Source organism: Deltaproteobacteria bacterium (assembly GCA_013151915.1).
Taxonomy (GTDB): Bacteria; BMS3Abin14; BMS3Abin14; order BMS3Abin14; family BMS3Abin14; genus BMS3ABIN14.
Genome location: JAADHJ010000049.1, coordinates 1 through 18397 on the forward strand (window position 1 = coordinate 1; position 18397 = coordinate 18397).

The 18397-nt window shown below is 54.3% G+C and carries 15 protein-coding genes and 1 tRNA gene; 15 read left to right on the top strand and 1 reads right to left on the bottom strand.

The genetic code is table 11. The features are described from left to right. Window positions 1–394: 394 nt before the first annotated feature. Window positions 395–471: transfer RNA gene (locus tag GXP52_09390), tRNA-Arg, on the bottom strand. Window positions 472–764: 293 nt separating this feature from the next. Between GXP52_09390 and GXP52_09395 the strand changes: the two genes are divergently transcribed. From GXP52_09395 to GXP52_09465, 15 genes are all read left to right on the top strand, one after another. Then, window positions 765–2072 (top strand): nucleotide sugar dehydrogenase, encoded by a 1308-nt coding sequence (locus GXP52_09395; protein ID NOY87493.1) that lies wholly within the window; start codon window positions 765–767, stop codon window positions 2070–2072. A gap of 596 nt (window positions 2073–2668) precedes the next feature. Then, window positions 2669–3619, top strand: coding sequence for an SDR family oxidoreductase (locus tag GXP52_09400; protein NOY87494.1), 951 nt, complete (start codon window positions 2669–2671; stop codon window positions 3617–3619). Continuing rightward, window positions 3589–4728: a PAS domain-containing protein gene (locus GXP52_09405; GenBank protein NOY87495.1), complete on the top strand. Its 1140-nt coding sequence runs from the start codon at window positions 3589–3591 to the stop codon at window positions 4726–4728. The genes GXP52_09400 and GXP52_09405 overlap by 31 nt, the downstream gene beginning before the upstream one ends. Window positions 4729–4809: 81 nt before the next feature. Continuing rightward, window positions 4810–6180, top strand: a complete 1371-nt coding sequence (locus GXP52_09410; protein ID NOY87496.1) for a sigma-54-dependent Fis family transcriptional regulator — start codon at window positions 4810–4812, stop codon at window positions 6178–6180. 564 nt (window positions 6181–6744) lie between these two features. Beyond that, window positions 6745–8112, top strand: a complete 1368-nt coding sequence (locus GXP52_09415; protein NOY87497.1) for a sigma-54-dependent Fis family transcriptional regulator — start codon at window positions 6745–6747, stop codon at window positions 8110–8112. A 233-nt stretch (window positions 8113–8345) separates the two neighbouring features. Then, complete coding sequence (locus tag GXP52_09420) at window positions 8346–9653, top strand: UDP-glucose/GDP-mannose dehydrogenase family protein (protein ID NOY87498.1); 1308 nt, start codon at window positions 8346–8348, stop codon at window positions 9651–9653. 11 nt (window positions 9654–9664) lie between these two features. After that, window positions 9665–10654: an NAD-dependent epimerase/dehydratase family protein gene (locus tag GXP52_09425; protein ID NOY87499.1), complete on the top strand. Its 990-nt coding sequence runs from the start codon at window positions 9665–9667 to the stop codon at window positions 10652–10654. 20 nt (window positions 10655–10674) lie between these two features. After that, a complete protein-coding gene (locus GXP52_09430; protein NOY87500.1) occupies window positions 10675–10953 on the top strand; it encodes a hypothetical protein in 279 nt (92 codons plus the stop codon). Window positions 10954–10960: 7 nt separating this feature from the next. Next, the gene (locus tag GXP52_09435; protein ID NOY87501.1) at window positions 10961–11656 is read left to right on the top strand and encodes a histidinol phosphate phosphatase domain-containing protein; all 696 of its coding nucleotides are present in this window, start codon (window positions 10961–10963) and stop codon (window positions 11654–11656) included. Next, window positions 11656–12387, top strand: coding sequence for a tetratricopeptide repeat protein (locus GXP52_09440; protein NOY87502.1), 732 nt, complete (start codon window positions 11656–11658; stop codon window positions 12385–12387). The genes GXP52_09435 and GXP52_09440 overlap by 1 nt, the downstream gene beginning before the upstream one ends. After that, window positions 12384–14147 carry an indolepyruvate ferredoxin oxidoreductase subunit alpha gene (iorA, locus tag GXP52_09445; protein ID NOY87503.1) on the top strand — a complete coding sequence of 588 codons (1764 nt, stop codon included), beginning with the start codon at window positions 12384–12386 and terminating at the stop codon, window positions 14145–14147. Before GXP52_09440 ends, iorA begins: the two co-directional genes overlap by 4 nt. After that, window positions 14144–14767 (top strand): indolepyruvate oxidoreductase subunit beta, encoded by a 624-nt coding sequence (locus tag GXP52_09450; protein ID NOY87504.1) that lies wholly within the window; start codon window positions 14144–14146, stop codon window positions 14765–14767. The genes iorA and GXP52_09450 overlap by 4 nt, the downstream gene beginning before the upstream one ends. A gap of 122 nt (window positions 14768–14889) precedes the next feature. Further along, on the top strand, window positions 14890–16194 hold the full coding sequence (locus GXP52_09455) for a phenylacetate--CoA ligase (GenBank protein ID NOY87505.1): 1305 nt from the start codon (window positions 14890–14892) through the stop codon (window positions 16192–16194). Window positions 16195–16204: 10 nt separating this feature from the next. Continuing rightward, complete coding sequence (locus GXP52_09460; protein NOY87506.1) at window positions 16205–16633, top strand: ACT domain-containing protein; 429 nt, start codon at window positions 16205–16207, stop codon at window positions 16631–16633. Between the two features lie 274 nt (window positions 16634–16907). Continuing rightward, window positions 16908–18083: an ABC transporter substrate-binding protein gene (locus tag GXP52_09465; GenBank protein ID NOY87507.1), complete on the top strand. Its 1176-nt coding sequence runs from the start codon at window positions 16908–16910 to the stop codon at window positions 18081–18083. Window positions 18084–18397: the final 314 nt, after the last annotated feature.

Here is an 18397-nt window from a genome sequence, read left to right on the forward strand (position 1 = left end):
ACAACGTTCAAAGTTCAAAGTTCAATGACCAGCGAAGTCATTGCGATGAGCATCGAGGCAGACGAGAGTGACGCGGCAATCTCATGCAGAGCCGAAAAGGTCAAAAGCTAATTCATCACAGTCACGCCGATGGCGTGACTTGAGGGTCACCCCACCCTTCGACGCGGTAAACCGTCACTCTCGTCTGCCTCGACGCTCCTCGCAATGACTTCGCTGGTCATTGAACTTTGAACTTTGAACGTTGTTTACCACGTTGAACCTTGAACGTTGAACCCACCTTCGCTTTGGCGAAGGTGCCCCTGCATTTGGTGCCCCCGGCAGGACTTCCCCCTTTGCTGAAGCTTCGGGGGACAAGCTCACTATTGACCTTCGGTCATGTTCTCGTCCTGCAATCTGGTGCCCCCGGCAGGACTCGAACCTGCGGCCCCAGGATTAGGAATCCTGTGCTCTATCCTACTGAGCTACGAGGGCATATGAAGCCTGAAAATGAGTAATGAAAACTAACACTCAAGAATCCCGGTGTCAAACCTTGATAGGGTCGTAAAAAGTCCATTAATGGCTTTTTACTCAACGGAAAGCGAAAAGTGTCATTTTCACTTTCCTTACAAATCTTCGATTTGCGCGCCCCTAAGCGGGCGCGTTGATGACTTCTCGCAAAGTCATCTTTGATAGGGTCGTAAAAAGTCCATTTCTCCCCTTGACCATCATTTGATTTCCATATACTTTTCTTCATTAGCAAATATGTTAAATTGAAAGGAGCACCCATGCCGCAAAGGAATAACCTGAAAGAAAAGATTGAAACCCGTACCGCTGTCTGCGCGGTTATCGGCCTCGGATACGTGGGCCTTCCCCTGGCTGTGGAACTGGCCCTGGCCGGCTTCAAGGTTATCGGGATCGACAACGACTCCACCAAAGCCGCCCGTATCCTGAAAGGGGAGTCGTACATACCGGATGTGCCCTCCGATGTTCTTAAAAAGGTCGTTGAATCGGGGGCGCTTACCGCAACCAGCGATTTTTCGGTCCTCTCAAATTGCGACACGGTCAATATCTGTGTGCCCACTCCACTGAACAAGACCAGGGATCCGGACATCTCCTTTATTATCGACAGCCTCGAGGGGATAAAACCCCATGTCCATTCGGGGATGATGGTGATCCTGGAAAGTACGACCTACCCTGGAACAACCGACGAGATCGTCGTTCCCGCCGTGACCGGAACAGACATGAAATTAGGCAGGGACATCTTCGTCGCTTTTTCGCCGGAAAGGGTGGATCCCGGGAATCCCACATTCAACACCAGGAACATCCCGAAAGTGGTCGGAGGCGCGACCCCCGAATGCACGAAAATTGCGACCCTCTTTTACAGACAGTTTCTGGAAAAGGTCTATCCCGTGAGCACTACGGCGGTCGCCGAGATGGTAAAAATTCACGAGAACACCTTCAGAAGCGTAAATATCGGTCTGGTCAACGAGTTGGCCCTCATGTGCGACCGGTTGGGAATCGACGTCTGGGAGGTTATCGAGGGGGCTTCCACCAAACCTTTCGGGTTCCTTCCGTTCTATCCCGGCCCCGGTCTCGGGGGACACTGCATACCCATCGATCCGTATTACCTTTCCTGGAAGGCCCGTTCGGTTGGCTTCGAGGCCAGATTTATCGAACTGGCAGGGCAGGTCAACAGCTTTATGCCCACCCACGTGGTATCGAGGGCGGTGGATGCGCTTAACGATGTCGGCAAAGCGTTAAAAGGCGCCCGTGTCGTGATAATGGGGGTCGCGTACAAGAAAAACATTGACGACCTTCGCGAATCGCCCGCTCTGGATATCATGAATCGTCTCATGAATAAAGGGGTTCAGCTTTCCTTCGCCGATCCTTACATCAACACCCTCGACCTCGGGGAACGTTCCTTCACTGCCGTCGAGGCCGCCCCCGACCTCTTGAGGATGGCAGATCTCGTGATCATCGTCACCGATCACGACTCATTCGATTACGACATGATCGTGGCGAACGCACCCCTGATCCTTGACACCAGGAACGCGCTCAAGGGGAAAAACGGGCCGAAGATCTGGAGAATTTAATATGGTGAGTCGCCCCTGGATCTATCAGCGGAAATCAGCGTGCATCAGCGGCCAATAAGTCTTTAAGTCCTTTACCGCGGATAAACGCAGATGGACGCGGATAAGGCTTAACCCCAGGGTTAGGTTTTAGTTTTGGGTCATCCGGTTAATGCGTACCTTAACCCGGTGTCCAACGTTCAATGGGATAAAGAGCGTTCAACGTTCAATGTTCAACGGCGGGATTCAGGGTCCAGGGTCCAGAGCTGAAAAGCTCGTCACGGCGCCCTCCGGCCGCTATGGGATCGCTTCGCATAGGTTACAGCTCGCGATGACAGATGGCGGGATACGGTTCGCGATGACGAATGGTGGGGGTATGATCCACTCCACATCCAGGTACTCATTTCCCGGATGATCCTTAGGTTAGGGTTCAGGTTTAGATCTATCAGCGGAAATCAGCGTGCATCAGCGGCCAATAAGCTTTAGAATCAGCTTTTTCCCCAGCCTGGAATTTATCCTCCCCATCCCTGTTAGATGATTAAAGGGGTGGGTTTTACGGTGATAAGAACAGGCAATGGGTTTTATAGGGTTAAAACCTGGAACCGAGGTGTATAACGCATATGAGTGATCGGGTGCTCGTTACCGGCGGCGGAGGATTCATCGGATCACACCTGGTCCGCGGACTCCTGTCCGAGGGCTACCGGGTGTCCGTGCTCGATAACTTCCTGACAGGACGTAGGGAAAACCTCCAGGAAATCGCGGACGATATCGAGACCATCCGGGAAGCGGACGTGAGGGATCTTCAATCCTGTATGGAAGCCGCGAAGGGCGTCACCGCCGTTTTCCACCTGGCAGCCCTCGCCTCGGTCCCGCGAAGCATTGAAGAGCCGATCCTCTCCCATGAAATAAACCTGACCGGTACCCTCAACATGCTTCAGGCCGCCCGGGAAAACGGGGTATCAAGATTTATTTTCTCTTCATCCTCGGCTGTGTACGGGGACAACCCCGCCACGCCGAAAAAAGAGGATATGGAACCTGATCCGTTGTCCCCTTATGCCCTCCACAAGCTTGCCGGCGAATACTACTGCAGGCAATATTCAGCCCTCTTCGGGTTGATTACCGCGTCATTGAGATACTTCAACGTATTCGGGACCCGGCAGGATCCTGAAAGTCAGTACGCGGCCGTGGTTCCCATTTTCATGTCAGCCATCCTGGAGGACGAGCCGGTCCGTATTTACGGGGATGGGGAGCAGACCAGGGATTTCGTTTACGTTGGGGACGTGGTTAAAGCCAACCTTCAGGCCCTGGGGGCCGAGGGTCTCAACGGACAGGTGATGAACATCGCCGGTGGAGAAAAGGTTACCGTCAACGGGCTCCTCGGTGCCCTCGAAACCGTTTCCGGCATATCGACCGAAAGGATATACACCGACCCCCGGCCCGGTGACATAAGGCATTCCGAGGCCGATATTTCAGCCGCCGCCGTCCATATCGGCTACGAACCGGCAGTTGGTCTCGAGGACGGTTTACAGAAGACTTTCGAATGGTTCAGCCGATGCCAAGGGACAGGGTAATGATTTCACCCGGCGGTTTCGCACTGAATGTCCTGAAATATTTGAAGAGCGCACTTGCCGTCATCGACAGGGAAGGAAGAATACTTGTCCTGAACCGGTCGGCCGTGAAGATCCTCTCCCTCGACGACGAGGTCTCCGCAATAGGAAAGAACTGTAAGGATGTCTTTGCGTCTTACCCTTATCTCTCGGACCTGCTTATGAGCTCCTTTGATATCCATACTCTGCCGGACCGTGCCGAGTTGGAACTGCAGAGGCAGCCTGCGGGAGACCGAAAGGTCGTTGGGTATACCCTCTCTCCGGTTTACGGGGATGATGGTGAACGGCTGGGAACAGCGTTGTTCTTCAAGGACCTTACGGAGGTTGAACGCCAGGAAACGAAGGAGCGGATCAGAGATCGCCTTGTATCGCTGGGCGAGATGGCGGCCTGGCTTGCCCATGAGATCCGCAATCCTCTCGCCGCCATAGATGTGTCCGCCGGGTTCCTCCTGAAGTGTGAGAAGGACCCATCCCGCATGGAACCCGCACGGGATATCCTTTCCGAGGTAAAAAGGCTCAATACGATTATCACCCAGACGCTGGATTTTGTCCGGTCCAGGCCTTTGAACCTGCAGTACTGTGATCTTGGAGGGGTACTGACCGACACTCTGCATGAATGTATCCAGGGCAGGAACGATATCGAAATTTCTCTCTCATTGACCGACATCGGCCCCGTACTCCTCGATACATCCCAGATCTCCCATGCGCTGGGAAATATCATTACCAACTCCTGTGAAGCGATGCCCGATGGCGGTACGTTGAGCGCGTCCATTTACACGATACCCTCGGAAGCGGGCGGCCAGGTCCCCGAAACCTTCAGGGATCATGTCGTCAGGGAAAACGAGAACATCGTGGTGGAAATCTCCGATACGGGTATCGGAATCCCGGAGGATGTCATCGACAAGGTCTTCACACCTTTCTTTACTACAAAAAACGGGGGAACAGGGATAGGCATGTCCCTGGCCCAGAAGGTTGTGGCGGAGCACTGGGGTTTTCTGGACATTGAAAGCACCTATGGAAAAGGGACCAAGTTCAAGGTTATACTACCCAGGTTCATATCCGCGGAGGGGTAAGCGGATTTTCCCGGTGTGACGAATCGGCATATGGAAGTATCGGGGTTGTTTCGCCTATGAACCGGAAATGGGAGATTTGGCGTGGGCAGGTTTCTGATAGTTGAAGACCAGGCAGTGCTTCGAAAGGGGATCGTCAAGGTGTTTATGGCCAACGATCACCATGTGGACGACGCTGCGGATGGTGAGGCAGCCCTTCAATTGCTGTCCCGGTGGAATTACGATGTGGTGATCACGGACCTCAAGCTTCCCGGAATCAGCGGGATGGAAGTCCTGAGGCATGCAAAATCCAACGCCCCTGCCACCGATGTACTGATCATGACCGCCTACGGGACCATCGAGACCGCCATTGAGGCCATGAAGCTTGGGGCCTTCGATTTCCTGCAGAAGCCGTTCGGCATACCGGAACTGGAAATGCGGGTTGAAAAGGCGCTGCAGCAGAGAATGCTGAAAAACGAGGTGGATTACCTGCGGCATGAGAGGGATGTCATATACCGGATCAAGGACTTCATTGGGGAAAGCCCATCCATAAAAAAAGTTTACAGGGATATATCCAGGGTTGCTCCATCGTCCACCAACGTCCTCATTACCGGTGAGACAGGGACCGGAAAAGAACTTATCGCGGGGGCGATCCATTACAACAGCCCCAGGGCCAAAAACAGCTTCGTCAAGGTGAACTGCGCCGCCATCCCCGAAAACCTCCTTGAAAGCGAGCTGTTCGGCCATGAAAAGGGGGCCTTCACCGGGGCTGTCAGCCAGCGGATAGGACGTTTCGAACAGGCAAACGGCGGGAGTATCCTTCTGGACGAAATCGGGGACATGAGCCCCCTTATTCAGGCCAAAATACTCCGTGTGATCCAGGACTGCCAGTTCGAAAGGCTCGGGGGTAATTCGGTGACTTCATCGGATGTGCGGATCATCGCGGCCACCAACAAGGATCTTATCAGGGAGATGGAAAGAGGCACATTTCGGGAGGACCTGTATTACCGATTGAATGTCGTTCACATCCACATGCCGTCCCTCAAGGAACGCAGGGCGGACATCCCTCTCCTGACGGACCACTTCATCAAGCGTTTTAACGGTGAGTTGAAGAGGGAGGTCAAAGGTGTCAACGAACAGGCCATGAAAACCATGCTTAGCTACACATGGCCGGGAAACGTCCGGGAGTTGGAAAACACCCTTGAGCGGGCGGTTCTCATGTCCGATGGGGACTATCTCGACGTGTCGGACATTAATATCTCCGCCCCCGCCATATCATCCCGGGAGGCCCAGACGTGGGGCGCATCCCCGCTCGATCTGAAGGACCTGGAAAAGGAGGCGGTTTTAGAAGCGCTGAGAAAGACAAACTACATCCAGAAGGACGCCGCCGAGATTCTCGGAATTTCAAAAAGGGTAATGCACTACAAGATTCAACAGTTCGGCATTAAACACCCACGTTGGATCAAGAACCGTTGAGTCTGGAACGTGTTCCAGGGTTCAACGGAATAAAGAACGTTCAAAGTTCAATGTTCAACGTGGTAAAAAACGTTCAAGGTTCAAGGTTCAATGTTCAACGTGGTAAAAAACGTTCAAGGTTCAAGGTTCAACGTTCAATGATCAGCGTCAGTCCAGAGTCCAGAGTCCAGAGAAGGAAAGCATACGCCACTCCTGTCATTGCGAGCCCGAGTGAAACCGCAGGCGCGGCAATCTCATGCGGAGCTGAAAAGGTCGTCACGGCGCCCTACGGGCTATGGCGGACAGGTCGCATGGGTTCCAGTTCGCGGTGACAGACACTGCGCCGTTAAATAAATTGACAAAATGACCGGCGAAAAGTTATTACAAAATTGAAACACCTTATTAAAGCTGATGCTTCGTAAGAAGTCATCAATGCGTCCGGGGAGGGCGCCCAAATCGAAGATTTGTGAGGAAAGTGAAAATGACACTTTTCGCTTTCCGTTGAGTAAAAAGCCACGAATGGACTTTTTACGACACTGTCATGTGCCATAAACCTTTCTGGCGGGGGCCGAAGGGAGTCGGGAATTGGCGATGCTGCTTGTAGTAGAGGATGATCTTGATTTCAGGGAACTTGTGGCGAAAGTTTTATCCGGAAAAGGGTACGACGTTGATGAGGCGCCTGACGGTGAGACGGCGCTCCGGTTGATCGGCAATACAAAGTATGACGTCATCATCTGCGACGTAAAGCTCCCCGGGATAACCGGCATGGATGTGCTTCGGGAGACCAAATCCCAATCGCCCGACACGGACGTCCTCATCATGACGAGTTACGGATCAGTGGACAGCGCGGTAAATTCCATGAAGCTGGGCGCGGACGATTACCTTCAGAAACCGTTCGGTCTTGCGGAACTTGAGATGAGGGTGGAGAAAGCGATCCGTCACAGGATGCTCAGCAACGAGGTTTCCTATCTCAGGCACGAGCGGGACATCATATACCGGTTCAAGGATATCATCGGAAGGAGCCTTTCAACCAAGAGAGTCCTGGAAGAGGCGGAACATGCGTCGCTTCGGGACGGGCCGGTCCTTATTTACGGAGAGCCGGGTACGGGCCGAAAACTCATTGCGGGGGGCATCCATTACAACAGCGAACGCCAGGGTGGGAGCTTTGTGCGTGTTAACTGCGCGGGCGTCAAGGAAAGATACCTCATCAGCGACATCTTCGGCCATGTCAGGGGAGCTTTTGACGGAGCCGGCCGCGCCAGGACCGGACGCCTTGAACAGGCCAGTGACGGCACCATTCTCCTTGAGGAGATTTCCCATGTTTCCCTTGCCAACCAGGACCGTTTTCTCGAGTTTCTGAAAACCGGAAAACTCCAGAGAATTGGAGGTGCTAAGTCCGTTTCACTTGACGTCCGCCTCATCGCCACGTCGAGCACGGACCTTGGCAAAAAGGTGCGCGAAGGAGGATTCCGCGAGGAATTGCATGCGTTCATATCGGCCACCACCATCCGTGTGCCTCCCTTGAGAAGTCGAAAGGAAGATATTCCCCTTCTGGCCGAATTTTTTATGAGAGCTCTTCCAAAAGAGCTTATGAAACAGCATGTTGGAAGTATTTCCTCAGCGGCTTTCGAGAAATTGGCCGAGTATCCCTGGCCTGGAAATATCAGAGAGTTAAGGAACGTTATCGAACGCGCCATCCTGACCAGCACCGGGGAGATAATCGAGGCGACGGACATCCAGCTGCCCGAGGAGATCGGCGCTTCCAGGGCCTCCTCGGGGTACTCGGGAAAGGTCCTGAAAGATCTGGAAAAGGCCGCCGTCATGGACGCACTGACGAGAGCGAACTTCATCCAGAAGGACGCCGCGAAAATACTGGGCATCTCAAAAAGGGTAATGCACTACAAGATTCAACAGTTCGGCATTAAGCACCCACGTTGGATCAAGAACCGTTGAACCTGGAACGTGTTCCAGGTTCAACGTTCAACTGGATAGAACATTGTTCAACGTAGGAAAGGAACGTTCAAGGTTCAACTGGATAGAACATCGTTCAACGTTCAACATGAAAACCCCTCTGGACCCCCTGTCCTGCCTGCCCTGAGCCCAGTCGAAGGGAGCAGGGCGGATCCCTGACGTTGAACATTTGAACTTTGAACGTTTTTTTTGACTCTTAAATACAGGAGGTTTAAATGCATATCACGGTGATTGGAACCGGGTACGTCGGGTTGGTGACAGGAACCTGCTTCGCCGAGTTCGGGGTTGATGTGACCTGCGTGGACAAGGACCCGGAGAAGATTTCCCTGCTCAAGAAAGGCAAGATCCCCATTTACGAGCCCGGGCTTGAGGAAATGGTCAGGAAAAACAGCAAAGACGGGCGACTGCGCTTTTCCACCAATATCGTTGATGGAATTGAAGAATCCCTGGTTATCTTCATCGCCGTCGGGACACCGCCCATGGAGGATGGGAGCGCTGATCTGACCTATGTGGAAGACGTGGCCAGAAACATCGGGGAAAACATGAACGATTACAAGGTGATCGTCACCAAGAGCACGGTTCCGGTGGGAACCGGAGAGAAAATACGGGAGATCCTCTCCCGCTGCAGACCGGATAATGACTTTGACGTCGTCTCGAACCCGGAATTCCTGCGGGAGGGATCAGCCATTGGGGATTTCATGCGGCCTGACCGTATCGTTATAGGCGCCGAAAGTTCCCAGGCCAAGGCCATTCTCAAGGATCTCTACAGACCGCTCTATCTGATCGAAACACCCTTTGTGGTAACCAATGTCGTCACGGCCGAGCTGATAAAATACGCCTCCAACGCCTTTCTGGCCACGAAGATCTCCTTTATAAACGAGATGGCGAATATCTGCGAGGCCATTGGAGGCGACGTCAACACAATTGCCAAGGCAATGGGGCTTGATGGCAGGATAGGGCCGAAATTCCTTCACGCCGGTCCGGGCTACGGGGGGTCCTGCTTCCCCAAGGACACCAACGCCCTGACGCGTATCGCCAGGGAGGTAGGGGCGCCGACCAGGATTGTGGAATCGGTGGTCCGGGTCAATGAAAATCAGAAGAAAAAAGCCTTCGAGAAGATCATGCAGGCCTCCGGCGGCTCCCTCAAGGGAAAAACGGTCGCTCTCCTTGGGCTCGCGTTCAAACCCAATACCGACGATTTCCGGGAGGCGCCCGCCGAGGTAATTATCAGAGGGATATTAGAGAAAGGCGGGAACGTAAAGACATACGATCCCGCTGCCATGGAGCAGGCCAGGGATGTCCTGGGTGATGAGGGAATAAAATACTGTAAAAATGCCTATGATGCCGTTGAGGATGCCGACGTGATGGTAATCGCCACCGAGTGGAACCAGTTTCGTCTCCTGAACCTGACAAAGTGCATGGAACTTCTGAAGGAGCCTGTTCTTGTGGACCTTAGAAATGTCTATAACCCCGACCTCACACGGGAGATGGGGTTTAAATACGTATCCGTTGGAAGGCCGTAGTCACCGTGGAAATGCAGGCAAGGAGCCCCGCTGCAGGGGCAGTTGAGCCCGGAAAGGTTCTCGTGACGGGCGGAGCGGGATTTATTGGATCCCATCTATGCGAGAGGCTTCTGGGACTTGGTTATGGGGTGGTATGCCTGGACAATTTCAACGATTTTTATGACCCGGCCATCAAGCGATCCAACATCGCCGGCCTTACGGCAAACCCGGGATTTACCCTCCGGGAGGGGGACATAAGGGACGCGGCCCTTGTGAACGCACTTTTCGAGAGGGAAAAACCGGAAGCGGTGGTCCACCTCGCCGCCATGGCCGGGGTCAGACCCTCCATCGAGAAACCGGTTCTCTACTACGATATCAACGTAACCGGAACGGCCGTTTTACTGGAGACCGCCAGAAGTCATGGGGTCGCCAACTTTATCTTCGGGTCTTCCTCCTCCGTATACGGGAATCAGAAAAAGATACCCTTTTGTGAAAGGGATCCCGTCAGCCGTCCTATCAGCCCGTATGCGGCGTCCAAGGCGGCTGGGGAACTTCTGTGCTACACCTGCCATCACCTTTTCGGCCTACCGGTGACGTGCCTCCGCTTTTTCACCGTTTACGGGCCAAGGCAAAGACCCGAGATGGCCATTCACCTTTTTGCAAAACTCATTAGAGACGGAAAACCGGTTACAGTGTATGGTGATGGTCACAGCCGGAGGGATTATACTTTCGTTGACGATATTATTGATGGAATTGTGAAAGCGCTTGAAAAACCCCATGGGTACGAGATTTTCAACCTCGGCGAGTCCCGGACCGTTGAGCTGTTTGAGGTAATCGAGCTGATCGAGAAGGGGATCGGCCGGAAGGCCAGGCTGAGGATGCTTCCGGTTCAGCCCGGGGATGTCCCCGTCACATTTGCGGATATTGACCATGCCCGTTCTTCCCTGGGCTACAGTCCCTCCACACCCATTGAGGAGGGAATCGGGAGCTTTATCGAATGGTTTTTATGTTGTCTAAAATGAATGTCGAAGGGAGTTGAACCATGTCATTTGACCATAATAGAATAATGAAAGAGACAAAGTCCAAAGTGTTCGTTATCACAGAGCATTACGAATTCATCGGGCTGCTTCATCTTATCAACATTAACCGGAGGGAAAGCGATGTCCTGAACGATGGAAAACCGTTCATCCACCTCACGGATGTCGAGGTCAGGGTCAAGTCCACAGGCAAGAGCAGCCAGGTTCCCTTCGTGGCCATCAACAAGAGGAACATCATCTGTGTTATCCCGTTTGACTCGCGCCAGGGAAAGGCCGAGGAGTAACCCGGGAATGATAGACCTGCACACTCACACCTTTGCCAGCGACGGGGAACTTCTGCCCTCGGAACTCATCAGGCGGGCCGTCGCGGCTGGATACAGGGCCATCGGCATAACGGACCACGCTGATGAAACGAACATGGAGGATCTTGTCCGCCGGGCTGTCGAGGCATCCCGAGCGTGGAAAACCACGGCTGAAATCCAGGTCATTCCAGGTGTGGAGATTACCCACGTCCCCCCTGGGAGAATCCCCGAGTTAGCCGCGAAAGCCAGGGAATTGGGCGCGCTCCTGGTGGTTGTCCACGGCGAGACAATAACGGAGCCTGTGGCTCCGGGAACCAACGCGGCCGCCGCCGGGTGTCCGGACGTCGACATCCTGGCCCATCCCGGACTCATTTCTAAAACGGATGCCGCACTGGCGGCTGAAAACGAGGTTTACCTCGAGATCACGGCCCGGAGTGGGCACTCCGCCGCCAACGGCCATGTCGCCTTCACCGGAAGGGCCTCCGGAGCCTCCCTCATTCTGAACACGGATGCCCATGCTCCAGGCGATCTCATCAGTATGAAGATGGCTGAAACGATTCTGGCGGCCTCAGGTCTCGATTCCGGTGAGGGAAAAACCGTTTTCCAAAACGCCGATCGTCTTCTGAGGATCATAACATCCCGTGGTTTTAACCCTATAATTCATCATAGTTCGGAGGATAGTTAATGGGTTATATTAAGAAAAGAGTTCGAAAGACAAAGGCCACTGATCCTGACGAGTTCGTCTCTCTTTATCAGCGGACATTGGACTGGACCGAGGACAATCTCAAACTTGTCCTGTTTGCCGGGGGAGCCATTCTCCTCGCGGTCATCGTCGCTTTCGGGTTGATGTGGAGCAGGGGAAACAGGGACAGGGCCGCCGGCAAGGCACTGGATATTGCTGTTGCAACCTATCAATCCCTGGCACTCGGGGATGAAACGTCCGACATTGGGAAGGTCAAAGATGGATTAAGTCAATCCTTGAAGTCTTTCAGGGAGGTGTCGTCCCGTTATCCCCGCACCGTGCAGGGGAATTCCGCCACCCTCTACGCTTCCAACATACTTTTCCGCATGGGCAGTTTCAATGAAGCCGCCGCTACATTGGAAGATCTCATTTCCCACGAGCCGGAATTTTCCAGGAAGCTCCAGGCGTCGTATCTGCTCGGGCGGGTGTACGAGGGGGCCGGGAACTACAAAAAGGCCATCTCTGTCTATAGCGGCCTACTGGAGAGCAGCGGCGTCGAGATGCGTCCGGTCCTCATGATGGACCGTGCCAGGTGCTTCAAACTTGAGGGGGACAGGGACCAGGCGGCGGACACATACCGCAACGTCGTCCAGGATTTCGCCGACAGCGTTTACGGCCGCAAGGCAAAGGCCGAGTTGGCTATTCTGGGCGAATCCACCGAAGAATCCCATTGAAAAGCATCCTCTCAGGCAATGAAGCCATTGCCCAAGGGGCTCTGGATGCCGGAGTCTCCCTGGCGTCGGGCTACCCAGGCACACCGAGCACGGAGATTCTGGAGAATATTTCCCGGCTCGGTGGGGTGAGGGCCATTTGGGCACCCAACGAAAAGATCGCCGTGGAACTGGCCGGTGGGGTTTCCTACGCCGGTCACCGGGCGCTCGCCGCCATGAAGCATGTTGGGGTCAACGTAGCCGCGGACCCGCTTTTTACCCTGGCGTATACGGGGGTCAGGGGAGGCTTCGTCATAGTCACGGCGGACGATCCAGCCCTTCACAGTTCCCAGAACGAGCAGGATAACCGGCGCTACGCATCATTCACCCGCATCCCCATGCTCGAACCGTCCAACAGCCAGGAGGCCCTCGATTTTACCAGGGAGGCCTTCGTTTTAAGCGAGAGGTTCGACCTTCCCTTTTTTCTCAGGACCACCACAAGAATTTCCCATGGGAAATCCATTGTCGACGTTTCAAAATGGGACGAAGATGCCAAACGACCGATTCCGGGCCTGGTAAAGGACCCGGGCAAGTACGTAATGATCCCCGCGAACGCCAGGGTCAGGCACCGGGACCTGGAAGATCGGGTCGCGCGCGTGGCCGTCTTTTCCGAATCATGTTCCCTCAACAGGATCGAGATGGCGGATTCCGCCCTGGGGATAATCACCTCGGGCGCAAGCTACAACTATGTCAAGGATGCATTACCCAACGCCTCCATCCTGAAGCTTGGCCTGGTGTTTCCCCTGCCGGCGGACCTGATCCGGGAATTTGCCGGAAAATGCGGAAGGCTCATCGTCGTTGAGGAGTTGGAGCCCCACATCGAGGAGTGGGTCAGGATCCTTGGGATCCAGGTGGAGGGGAAATCCCTCATCCCCCGTTTCGGGGAACTTGATTCGGGCATTGTCAGGCGGGCCATTGAGGGGTCCGGTGATGACTTCGCTGCGTCGGGGCATGAATCGGAGTCTGTACCCGTAAGACCTCCCATCATGTGTATCGGATGCCCGCACAGGGGGATATTCCACGTCCTTTCCAGGAAGAAGGTTTTTGTGGCAGGGGATATCGGATGCTACACACTGGCCGTGTCGCCGCCCCTGTCCGCAATCCACACCACCGTCTGTATGGGGGCCGGGATCAACCAGGCGGCCGGAATGGAGGCTGTTCTCCCGGAGCAGCACGGCAAAGTGGTGGCTGTCATAGGTGATTCGACCTTTCTGCACAGCGGCATGGGCGGTGTTTTGAACATGGCCTTCAACCGGATACCTGCGACTATCCTCATCCTCGACAACTTCACCACGGCCATGACAGGCCGTCAAAACCATCCCGGAAGCGGCTTTGACATGAAGGGCAACCGTACCCGGCAGGTGAGATGGGAAACCCTGTTGAGCGGGCTCGGTATCGAGCATGTGAGGATCGTTGACGCATATGACCTGGAGGAGATCGACACGGCGCTTGAGGAGGAAATAATCAGGGATGCGCCGTCGGTTATCGTCGTCAGGGGGGCTTGCATGCTGCTGAAAAACCAGCCTGTCAAGAGGGAACCGCCCTATGAGATCCATGCGGATAAGTGCACCGACTGCGGCATCTGCCTGCGTATCGGCTGTCCGGCGATTTCGAGGAAGGACGCCTTGCCCGGTGAAAAACCGGTCATAGACTGTAACGGGTGCACGGGCTGCAGCCTCTGTTTCCAGGTTTGCCGCTTCGAGGCGATCGAGGTGCTGAAATGACCGATACCGCCTCCGGGACCTTCAACATCCTCATCGTGGGTGTTGGGGGACAGGGTACCATTCTCGCCAGCGAGCTGCTGGCACACGTTGCTCTTGCGGCGGGCTACGATGTGAAGAAGAGTGAGGTCCACGGGATGTCCCAGAGGGGCGGACGGGTGGAGTCCTACGTCAGGTTCGGAAAACTGATCTATTCGCCCTTGATTCCCAAGGGGGAAGTGGACTTCCTGGTAGGTTTTGAACTGGCTGAAACATTACGGAGCCTCGAGTGGCTTTCGGCCGATAGCAAGATTCTCACGGACACAAGGGCCATTTTACCCTACAACTCCCAGGTTGGGGAAGCCCCCTATCCATTCGACGCATTGGACAGGATCAGGCAGAGGGGGTATGACCTCCGGGTTGTGGAAGGGGAGAGGCTGGCGGTGCAGCTCGGTGAGCCGAAGGCCGCAAATGTCGTCCTCATGGGGGCTCTTGCAAGCCTTCTTCCTGTTGACGGGGATGTCTGGAAATCAGTGATCAGGGAAAATATGCCCGGGAAGCTTGTGTCCGTCAACCTGGAGGCGTTTGAGCTGGGATATGGATCGGGGACATTGACACAGGGGCATGATTCGTCTACAAAATAAAATCCTGTTTCCTGTTTGGGTTTAGGAGCAGCGTACCGTTTGAACATTGAACATTGAACGTTCTTTATCACGTTGAACCTTGAACATTGAACATTATTGCCTTCATGCAGGAGAGGAGAAACATGATCTGGGACGAAGAATTCGAAACCATGCCCAGAGAGGCCCTGGATTCGCTGCAGGCCTACAGGCTCAGGAAAATCGCAGAGAGGGTTTATGCCACCGTCCCGTTCTATAAAGAGGCCTTTGATAAGGCGAAGATTCATCCATCCCGGATCAAATCCCTGGAAGACCTGAAAAGATTGCCGTTCACAAACAAAACCGACCTTCGGGATAACTATCCCTTCAAGCTCTTCACCCTTCCGCTGCACGAGGTCGTTCGTATTCACGCGTCGTCCGGGACCACTGGAAAACCGACGGTTGTCGGGTACACCAAGAGGGATATAGACACATGGTCGGCCCTCATGGCCAGGACCCTGTCATGTGCCGGAGTCCAAAAAGGAGATGTGGTTCAGAACGCCTACGGCTATGGCCTTTTTACGGGGGGACTTGGCTTTCACTACGGCTCGGAGAAGCTTGGGGCGACCGTTATCCCCATTTCCGGGGGAAACACAAAACGGCAGATCATGATCATGGAGGACTTCGGCAGCACTGTTCTCGTCTGCACCCCTTCCTACGCCCTGACCATCGCCGAGGTTATGGACGAGATGGGGGTCAAAAAGGAGCGGCTCAAGTTGCGGGTAGGTATCTTCGGCGCTGAACCGTGGTCCCGGAACATGCGCCAGCAGGTCGAAACCAAGCTGGGAATCCAGGCCGTTGACATCTACGGCCTTTCCGAAGTCATCGGGCCCGGTGTGAGCGTTGAATGCATCGAGGCCAAGAATGGACTGCATATCTTTGAGGACCACTTCATCCCGGAGGTGATTGACCCGGATACGGGGGAATCGCTTCCATATGGAGAGGCAGGGGAACTCGTATTTACGACCCTGACCAAAGAGGCATTTCCTGTCATAAGGTACCGGACGAAGGATATAACCCGCCTGTTCCCGGAGCCGTGCCGCTGCGGAAGAACCCACGTGAGGATGGACCGCGTGACCGGACGGACGGACGACATGCTGATTATCAGGGGGGTTAATTTCTTTCCAAGCCAGATCGAGAGCCTCCTGATGGATATCGAAGGACTTGAGCCCCACTACCAGATCATCGTCCGGAGGGAAGGGACACTGGACACGCTGGAGGTGCGGATCGAGGTCAACGAGGCCGTTTTCTCCGACGAGATAAGGAAGCTGGAATCCCTGGAGAAAAAGGTGACCGGGGAATGCAGGGAAATGCTCGGAATCTCGGCCAAAATAAAGCTCGTTGAGCCGAAGACCCTTCAACGCTTTGAGGGGAAGGCAAAAAGAGTCATTGACGAGCGAAATATTCAGTAGGGGGGTCAGGATGAAGGTCAAACAGATTTCCGTTTTCATGGAGAACAAATCGGGCAGGCTTGCGCAGATTACACGGGTCCTCGGCGATGCGGACATCAACATACTCACCCTGTCTCTCGCCGACACGGCTGATTTCGGCATATTAAGGCTTCTGGTCAGTGATAACGAGAAGGCGGTCAGGGCCCTGAAGGCGGCCGGATTTACGGTTGGAGAGAACGATGTCCTGGCGGTGGATATCCCGGACCGGCCAGGCGGGCTGGCGGACTTTCTCGAACTCATCGGGGTTAACGACATCAATATCGAGTACATGTACGCATACAGGAAAGGCGGTAAGTCCATCCTCATATTCAGGTTTGAGGACCTGGACAGGGCGGGAAAGATCTTTGCCGACACCCCGTTCAAGCTCCTTTCAAGCGAGGAGTTATACGGGCTAAGTTGATGACTTCGCAAAAAGTCATCAACGCGCCCACTAAGGGGCGCCCAAATCGAAGATTTGTGAGGAAAGTGAAAATGACACTTTTCGCTTTCCGTCAAGTAAAAAGCCATTCATGGACTTTTTACGACCATATCAAAGTTGATGACTTCGCAAAAAGTCATTAATGGACTTTTTACGACATTGTCATAGTTAAAAAGAGGCGCAGCTCATTATTGCGGCAAAGCCGCGTTATGGGCGATATAAACTACCAGGAGGCAGGGGGCGAGAGGAGATGAATATGAGTAGGATCAGGAAAACGACGATTCTGTGTGCCGTTTTTGCGCTGTCCGTGGCCATGGTCATCGGTTCGACGGGGCCCGCGGCGGCACGTGGAGAATACAAGATCGGCGCGTTATTCGCGACCAGCGGGCCGGCATCCATGCTGGGGCTGCCAGAGAAAAACACGGTATCCATGCTGGAGGAATCCATCAACAGCCAGGGCGGTATCAACGGCATTCCCGTTAAAGTGGTTATTTACGACACCCAGGCGGATCCTTCCAAAACAGTCACCGCGGCAAAGAAGCTTATCAAGAAAGATAACGTTGATGTCATTATCGGGCCCACGACCTCGGGAGCGACCCTTGCCATAATAGACGTGGTTCAGAAGGCCGAGGTGCCGCTGATCTCCTGTGCGGCATCGGTCAGAATCATTCAGCCGGTAAAGAAGTGGGTCTTCAAGACACCGCAGACGGATGTCATGGCGGTGGAAAAGATCTACGCAAAGCTTCAGAAAGAGGGAAAGAAGAAGGTCGCTATAATTACGGTCAGCAACGGGTTCGGCGATTCGGGCCGCGTCCAGCTCAAGAAGTTCGCCGAAAAATATGGCATTACCATCGTGGCGGATGAACGGTACGGGTCCAAGGATACGGATATGACCGTTCAGATGACCAAGATAAAGGGCACCGATGCCGAGGCCATTATCTGCTGGGGAACCAACCCGGGGCCTGCCGTCATCGCCAAGAACAGGAAACAGTTGGGCATAACAATTCCGCTGTACAACAGCCACGGCGTTGCCTCAAAGAAGTTCATCGAGCTTGCGGGTGACTCGGCCAATGGGACATTCCTCCCTGCCGGCAGGCTGCTCGTGGTAAACCAGCTGTCCGATTCCGATCCTCAGAAGGCGGTGCTGCTTAACTATAAAAACAACTACGAGAAGAAGTTCGGGGGTTCCGCCAATACCTTCGGCGGCCATGCCTACGACGCCTTTAGTATCGCTGTCGAGGCCCTGAAAAACCTCTCTGACAAAAAGATTGAGCCCACCAGGGCTGCGATCCGCAGCGAGATCGAGAAGATCCGCGGCTTCGTCGGAACGGGCGGTGTGTTCAACTTTTCTCCCGAAGACCACAATGGCCTGACCAAGGACGATTTCGTCATGATCGAGATAAAAGACGGTGACTGGACACTGGCCAAATAAAGAAAGTCCAAAGTCCAGGGTCCAGTGTCCGGAGAGTATGGGGGCCGTTTTTCGGCCCCCTTTTATGTCAAAACACCTATAAAAAGGGTTCATCCGGTTAACGCGCACCTTTAATATTTTGCTGTCATTGCGAGCCCGAGTGAAACCGTAGACGCGGCAATCCCGGCGACCTGTCGCGGCGAAGGTTGAAGAGCGAGGACGGAAGCCGAAAAGTCCGTTGCAGCGCCCTCCGGTCGCCACGGGATCGCTTCGCATAGGTTTCAGCTCGCGATGACCAGCGAAGTCATTGCGAGGAGCATCGAGGGAGACGAGAG

Bases quoted from the DNA above. Each gene is read 5' to 3' on its own strand.
- GXP52_09395 (NOY87493.1), top strand. From the start codon at position 765: ATGCCGCAAAGGAATAACCTGAAAGAAAAGATTGAAACCCGTACCGCT.
- GXP52_09400 (NOY87494.1), top strand. From the start codon at position 2,669: ATGAGTGATCGGGTGCTCGTTACCGGCGGCGGAGGATTCATCGGATCA.
- GXP52_09405 (NOY87495.1), top strand. From the start codon at position 3,589: ATGGTTCAGCCGATGCCAAGGGACAGGGTAATGATTTCACCCGGCGGT.
- GXP52_09420 (NOY87498.1), top strand. From the start codon at position 8,346: ATGCATATCACGGTGATTGGAACCGGGTACGTCGGGTTGGTGACAGGA.
- GXP52_09425 (NOY87499.1), top strand. From the start codon at position 9,665: ATGCAGGCAAGGAGCCCCGCTGCAGGGGCAGTTGAGCCCGGAAAGGTT.
- GXP52_09430 (NOY87500.1), top strand. From the start codon at position 10,675: ATGTCATTTGACCATAATAGAATAATGAAAGAGACAAAGTCCAAAGTG.
- GXP52_09435 (NOY87501.1), top strand. From the start codon at position 10,961: ATGATAGACCTGCACACTCACACCTTTGCCAGCGACGGGGAACTTCTG.
- GXP52_09440 (NOY87502.1), top strand. From the start codon at position 11,656: ATGGGTTATATTAAGAAAAGAGTTCGAAAGACAAAGGCCACTGATCCT.
- GXP52_09450 (NOY87504.1), top strand. From the start codon at position 14,144: ATGACCGATACCGCCTCCGGGACCTTCAACATCCTCATCGTGGGTGTT.
- GXP52_09455 (NOY87505.1), top strand. From the start codon at position 14,890: ATGATCTGGGACGAAGAATTCGAAACCATGCCCAGAGAGGCCCTGGAT.
- GXP52_09460 (NOY87506.1), top strand. From the start codon at position 16,205: ATGAAGGTCAAACAGATTTCCGTTTTCATGGAGAACAAATCGGGCAGG.
- GXP52_09465 (NOY87507.1), top strand. From the start codon at position 16,908: ATGAGTAGGATCAGGAAAACGACGATTCTGTGTGCCGTTTTTGCGCTG.